Below are 11551 nucleotides of genomic sequence, written 5' to 3'. Positions count from 1 at the left end.
GATGGCAGCGACCTACGAGATCGTGATCGTCGGGGGCGGGAACCTCGGTCTGTGGACCGCGTACCACCTGGCCAGGCGCGGCTTCGGCCGGATCGCGGTCTGCGAGCGGTATTGGGCCGGGTTCGGCGCCACCAGCCGGTCGGCCGGGATGATCCGGGCGCAAGGCGGCTCCGAGACGGCGGTGAAACTCGGCCACTGGTCGCTGGAGCTGTACCAGCGGCTGGGCCAGGAGCTGGGGCTGGGGAGCGGTTTCTTCGAGACTGGCTACTACATCCTGGCTTCGACCGAGGAGGAGGAAAAGGCGTTCCGCGACCTGCTCGAGCTGCGGCGCCGCTGCGGGGTCGAGAACGAGTGGGTCGACTCGGACGAGGGCAAGCGCCGCTTCCCGATGGTCGACTGGGACCGCTTCCGCGGTGCGGTCTACACGCCGCATGACGGCTACGTGCACCCGCCCATCGTGGCACGCAATATCACCTACGCCGTGCACCGGGAAGAGGCGATCGACCTGTTCGAAGAGTGCACCGTCGAGCGGATCGAGCCGATCGGCAGCGGCTACCGGGTGCACACGACGCGCGGCGTGCTTGAGACGGGGCGGGTGCTGAACGCCGCCGGGCCGCGCGGCGCGCGTGACCTCGGGGCGCTGCTCGACGTGCAGGTGCCCGTCTCAGCGGCGCGGCACCAGATCATCACCTTCGCCGAGGTTGACCAGCAGCCGCCGGGCCGCTTCCCACTCTCATTCGCCCTGTCCGAAGGGATCTACGTGCGGCCGGAGGAGCAGGGCGCGCTGCTCGGCATGAGCAACCCGGAGGAGCGGGCCGATCGTAGCGGGCGCTACCAGATTGCCTACGACTGGGAGTACCACGAGCGTGCGCGTCCGGTGTGGGAGGCGATCTGGCCATCGCTGGCCGGGAAGCCGATCTCCCGCGCCTGGGCTGCCTCGATCGACTACACGCCCGACCACCTGCCGATCATCGACGAGCCGCGCGACGGCTTCTTCGTCCTGGCGGCGGGCGGCCACGGCATGATGTGGGGTCCCGCCCTGGGCATGGTCATGGCCGAGTTGATCGACGAAGGGACCACCGCGGGCCTGCCCGACGAGGAGATCCGCCTCGCGCGCTTCTCGGGCGAGCGGAAGTCCCGCGACTCCATCGCCCTGCCCTTCCCCGAGGAGTAGGCAGGGTATCGGTCCCGCGTCGGCGTGTGGCGATCACAGCGGCCGCTGTTCATGACCACCTGCGGCTAGGTCCGGGGCATGACCTGGTCTAGTGGGGGGTGGCCATACCCGCGGCTGCACCGCCGAGGGCCATGGTTGGGAAGACGTGCCGGTAGAGGTGGTACTTAATGAAGAAGTCGCCGGGGAATCCGGTGCCGGTGTGTTCGCGCTCTTCCCAGGTGCCGTCCGTTTGCCGCTCGCGGAGGAAGTCGAGGCCGCGTTGGCAGGCAGGGTGATCGCCCAGGCCCGCCGCCTGGAGCGCGAGCACGGCCCACGCCGTCTGCGACGGGGTGCTGCGGCCGACGCCGGCCAGGTCGGGGTGCTCGTAGGATCCGCAGGTCTCGCCCCAGCCGCCGTCGGCGTCTTGCCGGTCGAGGAACCAGGCCGCTGCCCGCTGGACCATCGCGCGCGCCTCGGCGTCCATGCCGACGAAGGCGGTGAGCGCCGAGACCGCGCACCAGGTGCCGTAGATGTAGTTCACGCCCCAGCGGCCGAACCATGCGCCGTCCTGCCGCTGGGTCTGCTGCAGGAACTCCAGCCCGCGGGCGACGACGGGGTCGGTGGTCGGGAACGAGAGGCGCGCCAGCATCTCCAGCACGTGGGCGGTGACGTCCTCGCTCGGCGGGTCGATCAGCATACCGAAGTCGGCGATCGGCAGCCGGTGGATCACCTCGCGCGTGTTGTCCCGGTCGAAGGCACCCCAGCCGCCGTCCGACGAGCGCATCGCCAGGATCCACCGGGCGGCCCGCTCGACGGCGTCGCGGACGCGGTCCTCCTGGCCCGCTTCCAGGAGCGCCAGCACGACCACCGCGGTGTCGTCGATGTCGGGGTAATGGTCGTTGTCGAACTCGAAGGCCCAGCCGCCGCCCGGGATCGTGCCCGTGCGCACCTGCCAGTCGCCGCCCCCGGGGATCTGCTCCTGCAGCAGCCAGTCGACGGCCTGGGCGAGGCGCGGGTGCTCGCGTGGGAGTCCGGCCCGCCGGAGAGCCAGCACGGCCCAGGCGGTATCCCACACCGGCGACGTGGACGCCTGCACGCGCCAGCCGCGCTCGTCCTCCCGCGCGACCCGGTCGAAACCTGCCAGGCCCGCTCGCATAACCGGATGGTCGAGCGGGAATCCCTCCAGATTCAGTGCGATCAGGGACATGACCCACGCCGGTTGGATGCCGCCCCAACTCCCGTCGGCCTCCTGGCGGGCGGTGATCCACTCGACGATCCGCCGGCAGGCGCGATCGCGGCCGGGATGGCGGACCAGATGGTCGTAGCGCTTGAGGACCTTATCCCACCACCAGAAGGGGCCGGAGCCGGGAACTCGGGTCAGCAGGTGCTCGCTGCCGGGCAGGACCAGCTCGCCGAGGTCGCACCCAAGCGGGCGCACCGGGCGGCGCGCCAGGATGATCAGGAGCGGGGCGATGGTGGTGCGCGCCCAGCAGGCGAAGTCGTAGAGGTTGAACGGCACCGACGGCGGAAGCCAGATCAGCTCCGGTGGCATGCTCGGGACGCCGTCCCAGGGGTACTGCCCGAACATGGCGAGCCAGATCCGAGTGAAGACCCGCGCCTGCGCCGCCCCGCCGAGGTCGTGGATGACCCGCAGCGCGCGATGCATCGGCTCGCTCGCGGGATCGAGGCCGAGAACCTTGAGCGCGGCGTAGGCTTCGATGGTGGTGCTGAGGTCGGCCGGCCCGTCGTAGTACAGCGCCCAAGAGCCGTCCTCACGCTGCTCGCCCAGGAGGTAGCGGGTGACGCCGTCGCGGAGCGGGGACGGGTCCAGGCCGAGGAAACGCAGCAGCAGGACGTGCTCGGCCGTGATCGTCACGTTGGTTTCGAACTCCCCGCACCACCAGGCGGCGGAGTTCTGGTGCTCCAGCAACCAGTCGACCGCGCGGCTCAGGGCCGGGTCCATGGCGTGGCGCTCCTCTCGACACCGTCCAAACCGGCCCGGCGCTGTGGTGCAGCGCACGACCGGCAGGTATCGGGTGGAGACAGGTGCTCCTGAGGCGCGGGCGGCTACAGCGCTCCGGGCGTGCTTACCGGCCCACCACCTGCACCGTGATCCGGCGCTCGCGTGCGTCGTCGAGTTCGATCAGGAAGATGCGCTGCCACAGGCCGAGCGCCAGGCGGCCGCCGACCAGCGGCACGCTCTCGCTGGAGGCCAGGAGCAGGTGCTGGCAGTGGGAGTGCCCGTTGCGCGGCTCATCCGGTCCGATTCCGGTGCGGCGCGCCAGATCGTCGTGCTCGTAGTGTCCCGAGCCTGGGGAGATCCGTTCCAGCATCTCCTGGAAGTCGGTCAACAGCAGGGGCTCATGCTCATTGATCCGGATGGCCGCGGTTGTGTGGCTGGAAAAGATGTGGACGATGCCGTCCTGAATGCCGGAGCGGCCGGCCACGTCGGCCACCGCCTCGGTGATGTCGATGAATTCCCGCGCCCCCGTCGTCCGGAAGATCAAGTCCTCGGTGGCGACGCCGAGCCTGGCGGGGCTCTCGGACACCAGGCGCGGCGTGCCGCGCAGCTCCTCGAGGGTCGATGCGCCGATGCAGAACATCGCGATGCGCAGGGTCTCGATCAACTCTTCCGCGAGGGCGTGGACCGCCTCCGGCCCCTGATCGGCCGCGCGGAGGAACGGACCGGCCATGCCGACCAGATCGGCCCCCAGTGCGAGGGCCTTGGCGACGTCCATGCCGTCCCGGATGCCGCCGCTGGCGAAGATCAGCCGGTCGGGCGCGACGCGCCGCGCGCCGCGCAGCGCCTCGGCCGTGGGGATACCCCACCCGGCGAACGCCGCCGCCACTCTGCGGCGGACCTCCCCGTCCATCCGGTGCCGCTCGACCTCGCTCCAGGAAGTGCCTCCGGCCCCGGCCACGTCCACCGCGGCGACGCCGGCCTCGAAGAGACGGACGACCGTGTCGGGCGGGATACCCCAGCCGACCTCCTTGACGATGACCGGCACCTCGAGGACGGCGCAGAGTGCGGCGATCCGGTCGAGCAGGCCCGCGAAGTGGGTATCGCCGCCGGGCTGGAGTGCCTCCTGCAGCGCGTTCAGGTGCAGCACCAGGGCGTCGGCCTCGAGTTGCTCGACGACCCAGCGGCACTGGTCCGGCCCGACCCCGAGGTTCAACTGCACGGCGCCGAGGTTAGCCAGCAGGAGCACGTCCGGCGCCTCGGGCCGCACCCGGAACGTGGGCAGCACCTCCGGGTGCTCCAAAAGAACCCGGCCGGAGCCCAGGCCAACGGCCAGCCCGATCTCCTGAGCGGCGCGCGCCAGCGTGAGGTTGATGCGTTCGGCCTCGGGCACGCCCCCGGTCATGCAGGAGATCAGGAGCGGCGCGGCGAGCCGGCGGCCAAAGAGGGTGGTTCCGGTGTCGACCTGGTCCAGATCGATCTCGGGGAGGGCCGCGGGGACGAAGCGGTAGCGCTCGAACCCGGTGGTGACGCCTTTTGCCGAGACATCCTCATCGAGATTGATGCGAAGATGCTCGGCCTTGCGCTTGGGCGTCGAAGTGGGCTCGGCCCGGGACGACTGCACGCGAGCCACGGAACCTTCCCTCCTGTGTGCCGGGATTCGGCGCCGCGGCCGTCCGCCGGCTGGGTGTATGTTCGACCTCAGGAGCGCGAGACCCGGCTCATCCCTCGCAACGTTCTTGCCCCCGTCAAGAACGCGGAGCACGGTCGCGCATATCGGTACTCTAGCATAAGCTGACATGTCTGCCGCATAGCTACGTTGGTCACGTGGAAGGAAGCGGCATGCATCGAGGTGCGCATGTTCGCGGAGCGGGGTTGCCCAGCAGACCACGGCGCCATCGTGTCCCCTATTTCGCGGTTGAGGCTATGTTCGCTGCAGGGCGAACATGAACATTGCCGAATTCATCTCGTCGCCCCGCCACCCGCTCTCGCGCTGCTGTCATCCTGAGGGGAGGGGCAGCACTCACACCCGGTGATAGGGTCCCCGCCACTCGGCGCGTGCCCGGGGCTAAAGCCGCCGGGCTCACCGCGAAAGCCGGCTGAAGCCGGCTGGGAACGACGATGTACAGCGGGATGGTGAGAGGAGCGTCATTGCCGGCATGTGCCTGGGGGGTGTGGAGTTTGGCGAATTACGTGTTATGTGGGCGTCCGACGGTCGGCGCGTGCCTGGGGATGAGTAATGCGAGGATCCCGCGCCGCGGCCTGTGCCCGGCGGCTTTAGCCGCCGGGCTGACACGGCGAAGCCCACTGAAGGGGCTGGGGACGCCGGGTTCGATGGGAGGCCGGAGCGGATACGCCGGGATGTCGCCATCGCAGCCCCTTCAGTGGGCTTACCAAAATATCAGCCCGGCGGCTTTAGCCCCGGGCACGGGCCGGGTGGCGAGACCCAACACCTGGATGTGAGTACGAAATCCTCCAGCCGGCTTGAGCCGGCTTTTCGTTGTCAGCCCGGCGCCTTTAGGCCCGGGCACAGGCCGGGGTGCGGGATCCGTCGTACCACCCGCCCCGGAATGGGATCATGGCACAGGATCCCTCTATCACCCACCTCACGTCCCAACGTCCGCGCGAAACCAACCCCGGGGCGGGGGGGGGGGCCCCCGCGGCCCCCCCGGGGGGCGGGGCGCCCCCCCCCCCCCCCGGGCGCCGCCCGCCCCCCCCCCACGCCAAAGCCGGCTGTCATCCTGAGCGGAGCGAAGGGTCTCGCATCGGATCGGCCACGCAGCGAAGGATGACACGAGGAGAGTCACGGGCTGCTGGCGGATATACCGGGTGATTTCGTCAGGCTCCTTACACGGCCGCGGGCCGACGATCGTGCTGGGCGGGCGTCATGGCGGGGGCGGGGCGCGTACAATCTGCGGCGAGAGTGTGCGCCGTGGTGCAGGACGGGATGGAAGCATGGCTGTCGAACAGCGCGCCAAGCGCGAGCGGCTGGAGCAGATTCGCGCCGAGATCGCGGCGCAGGAGGCTGAGGCGGCCGAGAAGCAGCACGCCCGCGGCAAGTTGACGGCCCGCGAGCGCATCGACCTGCTGCTCGACCCCGGCTCGTTCGTCGAGCTGGACGCGATGGTGCGGCACCGCTCGCATTATTTCGGTATGGACAAGCGGCGCCCCTACGGCGACGGCGTGGTCACCGGCTACGGCACGGTCGATGGCCGCACCGTGGCGGTCTTTTCGCAGGACTTCACCATCTTCGGCGGCAGCCTGGGCGAAGCGTTCGCTGAGAAGATGGTCAAGATCATGGATCTGGCGCTGAAGATCGGCTGCCCGATCATCGGCATCAACGACTCGGCGGGTGCCCGCATCCAGGAGGGAGTCGAGGGGCTAGCCGGCTATGGCGAGGTCTTCTATCGGAACGTGCAGGCCTCCGGGGTGGTGCCGCAGCTCTCGCTGATCGCCGGGCCGTGCGCCGGCGGCGCTGTCTACTCCCCGGCCATGACCGACTTCATCTTCATGGTCAAGGGGACCAGCCAGATGTTCATCACCGGGCCGGACGTGATCAAGACCGTCACTGGCGAGGAGGTCACCCACGAAGAGCTGGGCGGGGCGATGACCCACACCTCCGTCAGCGGCGTGGCGCACTTCGCCGCCGAGGACGAGGAAGACCTCTTCGCCCAGGTCCGGCACCTGCTGTCCTACCTGCCGTCGAACAACCTGGAGGATCCCCCCTACGAGCCGCCGCTGGACGATCCCGAGCGGCAGGATCCGGAGCTGGACGACGTGGTGCCGGAGGTCTCGAGCAAGGCCTACGACATGCACGATGTCGTCAGCCGGATCGTCGACGATGGGGAGTTCTTCGAGGTGCAGCCGAACTGGGCGCGCAACATCATCATCGGGTTTGCGCGGCTCGACGGGCATGTGGTCGGCATCGTGGCGAACCAGCCCAAGGTGCTGGCCGGGACGCTCGACATCGACGCCTCGGCCAAGGCGGCGCGCTTCGTCCGGTTCTGCGATGCCTTCAACATCCCATTGATTACCTTCGTCGACGTCCCCGGATTCCTGCCCGGCACGAACCAGGAGTATGGCGGGATCATCCGGCACGGCTCGAAGCTGCTCTATGCGTACTGCGAGGCGACCGTGCCGAAGCTCACGGTCATCACGCGCAAGGCGTACGGCGGGGCCTACGTCGTGATGTGCTCCAAGGCGCTGCGGTCCGACTTCAACGTCGCCTGGCCCACGGCCGAGGTCGCGGTGATGGGGCCCGAGGCGGCGGTCAACCTGGTGCAGCGGCGGGAGATCGCGGCCGCGCCCGACCCGGAGGCGCGCCGCAAGGAGCTGGTGGCCGAGTACGAGCGGGAGTTCGCCAATCCCTTCCAGGTCGCCTCGCGCGGCTACGTGGACGACGTCATCGCGCCGAGCCAGACGCGCCCCTGGCTGATCCGCGCGCTGCGCGCGGCGCGCACCAAGCGGGTGAGCGTGCCGTCCCGCAAGCATGGGAACATCCCGCTATGATCGAGGAGACGCGGTTACTGGGGCGAGTGGAGGTCCGGCCGCAGCCGTCGCCGGAGGAGCTGGCGGCCATTGGCGCCGTGCTGCGGGCGCGCAAGACACGGCAAGCCGCGGCGGAGCCGGTACCGGAGCCTGCCTGGGTGGCGGCGGGGCGGCGTGAGGCGATGCGCGCGCGGGAGGTCGGCCCGGTGCCGGGCGGCTGGGCGCGGGCGGCGCGGCTGGAAAGCCTGCGCTAGCGGCGTGTGCGGGGCAGGCAGAACAAAGAGCAAAGGGAGGCAGCACTTGGACGGGCGGAGGCCGGCGTTTCGGAAGGTCCTGGTGGCCAACCGTGGCGAGATCGCGCTGCGGGTGATGCGCGCGTGTCGCGAGCTGGGCATCGCGAGCGTGGCGGTCTACGGCGACGACGAGCGGGACGCCCCGCACGTGCGCTACGCCGACGAGGCCTACCGTATCCCCTCCACGCAACCGCTGCCCTACCTCGACATCGCCGCTCTGCTCGAGGTCGCGCGTGCCGCCGGGGCCGAGGCGGTCCACCCCGGCTACGGCTTCCTAGCCGAGAACGCCGACTTTGCTCGCGCCTGCGCCGAGGCCGGGATCGTCTTCATTGGCCCGCCGCCGGAGGCGATCGCGGCCATGGGCGACAAGGTGGCCGCGCGTCGGGTGGCGCAGGATGCCGGCGTGCCGGTCGTGCCCGGCAGCGACGGGCCGGTTGATGCCGACGGTGCGGCCGCGTTCGGCGCGGCGCACGGCTATCCGATCGCCATCAAGGCGGCGGCCGGGGGCGGCGGGCGCGGCTTCCGCGTCGTCTGGGCCGCGGAGGAAGTGGGCGAGGCGCATCGCGCGGCCTCCGGCGAGGCCGAACGCTACTTCGGCGATCCGACGGTCTACGTCGAGCGCTACCTGGACCATCCCCGGCACGTCGAGGTGCAGGTCTTCGCCGACGCCCACGGGAACGTCGTCGCCCTCGGCGAGCGTGACTGCTCGATCCAGCGGCGCCACCAGAAGCTGATCGAGGAGAGCCCGTCCCCCGCCATCGACGCCGTCACCCGCAGGCGGATGGGGGAGACGGCGGTGGCGCTGGCCCGCGCGGTGGGCTACCGCGGCGCGGGGACGGTCGAGTTCCTGTACCAGGATGGCGAGTTCTTCTTCATTGAGATGAACACCCGTATCCAGGTCGAGCACCCCGTGACGGAGCTGGTGACCGGGATCGACCTGGTCAAGGAGCAAATCCGGGTGGCGGCCGACTGCCCGCTCTCTTTCGACGCCGACGTCCCGCTGCTCGGGCACGCGATCGAGGTGCGCATCAACGCCGAAGATCCGGCCCGCGCCTTCGCCCCGACACCCGGGCAGATCACGACCTATCGCGCCCCGACCGGCTTCGGCGTGCGGGTGGACAGCGCCGCTGAGCCGGGCTTCACCATCCTGCCGCAGTACGACTCGCTGATCGCCAAGCTCATCGTCTGGGGTCGGGACCGGAACGAGGCGCTGGCGCGCCTGGGCCGGGCGCTCGACGACTTCACCGTCGAGGGCGTGGCCACGACGATCCCGTTCCACCGTGCGGTGCTGGCCGTGCCGTCGTTTCGCGAGGGTGCGTTCGACACGCGGTTCCTGGAGCGCCACCCGGAGGTCTTGGAGGGCCTGGCGAACGCGGCGGGCGTGGCTGCATCCAACCCGGCGCCAGCGGATCCGCCCGCCGAGCCGGAGGTCTACGTGGTCGAAGTGGCGGGGAAGCGCTTCGATGTCCGGCTCTTCCCGGCCGGCGATGCGCGTCCGGCGCGGCGATCCCGCCCGCGCGTGAGTTCGTCCCGATCCGGTTCAACGGCTCCGGCCGGGCGCGAAGATCTGACCAGCCCGATCCAGGGGACGGTCCTCTCGGTTGCCGTGGCGGAGGGCGACCGTGTGCGGCAGGGGGATCTCGTCTGCGTCATCGAGGCGATGAAGATGGAGAACGAGATCACCGCGCCGCATGACGGGGTGGTGCGCGCGGTCGACGTTGTGCCCGGGCAGACGGTGCAGATCGGCGCGCGGCTGGCCCGGATTGAGGCGGACGGCGCCTCCTGACGGAGCCAAGGCAACGGCAGGTTCGTCGCGAAGCGAGCGGGAGTTAAGGACTCCCGCTTGCGGTTATCACGGACGAACTGTCCCAACGGACAGTGATCCTGCGATCCCGCCCGGTTATGCTCAGAGTGCGACACGCTGTGCTGTCCGCCCAGCGCTACGGCGATCGGAGGAGGTAGGGCGTGATGTACCAGCTAGCGCGGGTGGGATGTCTCGCGTTCGGCGCCTTTATCCTCTTTGTGATACTGATGAGTCTCATCGTGCCGCTGCTGATGCTGGCGGCGCTGGCGGGCGTGGTCTACCTCTTCGTGCTGCTGTGGCGATCCTCACTCTCGCTGCGGACGAAGCGCGCCATCACCGGCATGCTGGTCTACCCGGCCGGGCTCTACTTCCTCTGGCGCTATACCCGCTACGACCAGAACGTGAAGCTCGGTGCGTTGGCCGTCACCGTGGGGGCGACGGCCCTCCTGAGCGCGGCCCCGGTCGCCCTGTTCGGGCTGGTGCCGCTGTTGGGTGCCGGGTTCTTGTTCCTGTTCCTCACGGGCTCTGAGGCCACCGCGCCGCTTCCCGCCCCGGCGATGCCGATCCCGGAGGTCCCGGCGGGGCGCACGGGGAAGGTTGAGATCCCACGGCCCGATCGGCGCCGCCTGCTGGAAATCGAGTCGGCGAACACCGCGACGGAGCGGCGCGTCTTGCAGGTGCGGGAGTTCAGCCGTCTGGCGTCGGCTGCGCTGGCGGCGCTACCCGACGACCCGAAGAGCTGGCCGTCCAAGGCGGAACTGGCGAGCCTGCGCGAGCAGGCCCGTGTGCTGCGCAGTAGCGTGGCCGACCCGATCGGCCGGGCGCTGCCCGACCCGAGCCCGAGCGAGCCGGTGCCGGCCGAGCTGCTGACGCGGGCCATCGACGCACTCGCCAGCTACACGGCGCTACTGGCGACGACGCCGGCCTCGGGGACGACCGACCTGGAGCGGCTGCGGGTGTTGGCCCGCGAGCGCGCCCGCCTGGCCGCGATCCACGATGAGATCGCCGACGCCCTCGGCGACCGTCTTCCCAAGGTGTAAGTCACCGGCGAAAGCCGACCGGGGCACCGCGTGCGGTGCCCCGTTTTCGTTTTGCGGCCCGGCGCCGTGGCAGTGGCCCTCACCCCCAACCCCTCTCCCAACTTTGGGAGAGGGGCGCTCTCTGTGGGAGCCGGGCGAGGCGTAGTGCGACGCCCGGTCACGCTCTGGAGGTCAGGGTGGGTGTGCTGAGGGCCGCCCAGGCGGCCATGCCGACGATGAAGAGGCCGCACACTGCGTTGTTCACCACCAGGGTCAGGTTGTCCGCGTCGCCCCAGATCCACGGCGATGCGATCAGGTACAGCCCGATCAACGCGTTCAACCAGCTCAACCAGCCCTCGCTCCCGGCGCCGGTGATGCGCAGCCCGGCGATGAACATCGTCACCCAGGCCACGGCGATCGCGTTCCAGGTCGAGGCGTGCAGGTGGTTATAGCTCAGGACAAACGGCGAGAGCATCAGCCAGATCCCGACCAGGACGATGATCAGGGCCGAGATGCGCAGACGCTCGGTCAGGTCCAAGTCGCGCATTTCCAGATTCATGCGTGTACGTCCTTTCTGCGTGCGGCAGATCGTGTTCGGTTCATGGCTGATGCATCACATCCAGTGCCACGGGCTCGCTCAATAGGGGCCGGTGCGGGGCGAGTGAACGGACAAGATGTCCGAACGTACCGGTTCAGTTGTCATAAAGAGCATTGCGGAGTGGGTGCCGGCCAGTATAATGTGGATAAGGGTGGGGAGAAGTGGGGATAAGTGGGGTCCGATGTGGATAACAGGCCGGCGAGTGGGGTTCGCGCCCGTCGGGAGGGTGCAGCCGC

At 69.9% G+C, this 11551-nt stretch carries 8 protein-coding genes; 5 read left to right on the top strand and 3 right to left on the bottom strand.

Annotated elements, in window-relative coordinates; all coding sequences use genetic code 11:
• On the top strand, nucleotides 1–1174 hold a 1174-nt coding region (locus tag IRZ30_RS11930), incomplete at its 5' end, for an FAD-binding oxidoreductase (protein ID WP_294085404.1).
• A gap of 88 nt (nucleotides 1175–1262) precedes the next feature.
• On the opposite strand, the gene shc is transcribed toward IRZ30_RS11930, so the two are convergent.
• Entirely contained in the window at nucleotides 1263–3116 is a 1854-nt protein-coding gene (gene shc / locus IRZ30_RS11925) for a squalene--hopene cyclase (protein WP_294085403.1), read from the bottom strand.
• A gap of 124 nt (nucleotides 3117–3240) precedes the next feature.
• Complete coding sequence (gene fni, locus IRZ30_RS11920; RefSeq protein ID WP_294085401.1) at nucleotides 3241–4746, bottom strand: type 2 isopentenyl-diphosphate Delta-isomerase; 1506 nt, start codon at nucleotides 4744–4746, stop codon at nucleotides 3241–3243.
• 1322 nt (nucleotides 4747–6068) lie between these two features.
• On the opposite strand from fni, the gene IRZ30_RS11915 reads away from it, so the two are divergent.
• The 4 genes from IRZ30_RS11915 to IRZ30_RS11900 all read left to right on the top strand — a co-directional run bounded on the left by IRZ30_RS11915 (nucleotide 6069) and on the right by IRZ30_RS11900 (nucleotide 10738).
• Nucleotides 6069–7622 (top strand): acyl-CoA carboxylase subunit beta, encoded by a 1554-nt coding sequence (locus IRZ30_RS11915; protein ID WP_294085399.1) that lies wholly within the window; start codon nucleotides 6069–6071, stop codon nucleotides 7620–7622.
• Complete coding sequence (locus IRZ30_RS11910; RefSeq protein WP_294085397.1) at nucleotides 7619–7855, top strand: acyl-CoA carboxylase epsilon subunit; 237 nt, start codon at nucleotides 7619–7621, stop codon at nucleotides 7853–7855. The genes IRZ30_RS11915 and IRZ30_RS11910 overlap by 4 nt, the downstream gene beginning before the upstream one ends.
• Before the next feature lie 46 nt (nucleotides 7856–7901).
• Nucleotides 7902–9680 (top strand): acetyl-CoA carboxylase biotin carboxylase subunit, encoded by a 1779-nt coding sequence (locus IRZ30_RS11905; RefSeq protein WP_294085395.1) that lies wholly within the window; start codon nucleotides 7902–7904, stop codon nucleotides 9678–9680.
• Nucleotides 9681–9862: 182 nt separating this feature from the next.
• A complete protein-coding gene (locus IRZ30_RS11900; protein WP_294085393.1) occupies nucleotides 9863–10738 on the top strand; it encodes a hypothetical protein in 876 nt (291 codons plus the stop codon).
• 157 nt (nucleotides 10739–10895) lie between these two features.
• Here IRZ30_RS11900 and IRZ30_RS11895 read toward each other — a convergent pair whose 3' ends face one another.
• Nucleotides 10896–11276 carry an SPW repeat protein gene (locus IRZ30_RS11895; RefSeq protein ID WP_294085391.1) on the bottom strand — a complete coding sequence of 127 codons (381 nt, stop codon included), beginning with the start codon at nucleotides 11274–11276 and terminating at the stop codon, nucleotides 10896–10898.
• Nucleotides 11277–11551 lie beyond the last annotated feature (275 nt).

The sequence above is a fragment of the Sphaerobacter sp. genome (assembly GCF_019683595.1).
Taxonomy (GTDB): Bacteria; Chloroflexota; Chloroflexia; order Thermomicrobiales; family Thermomicrobiaceae; genus Sphaerobacter.
This window is presented reverse-complemented; position numbering and strand designations above follow the sequence as displayed.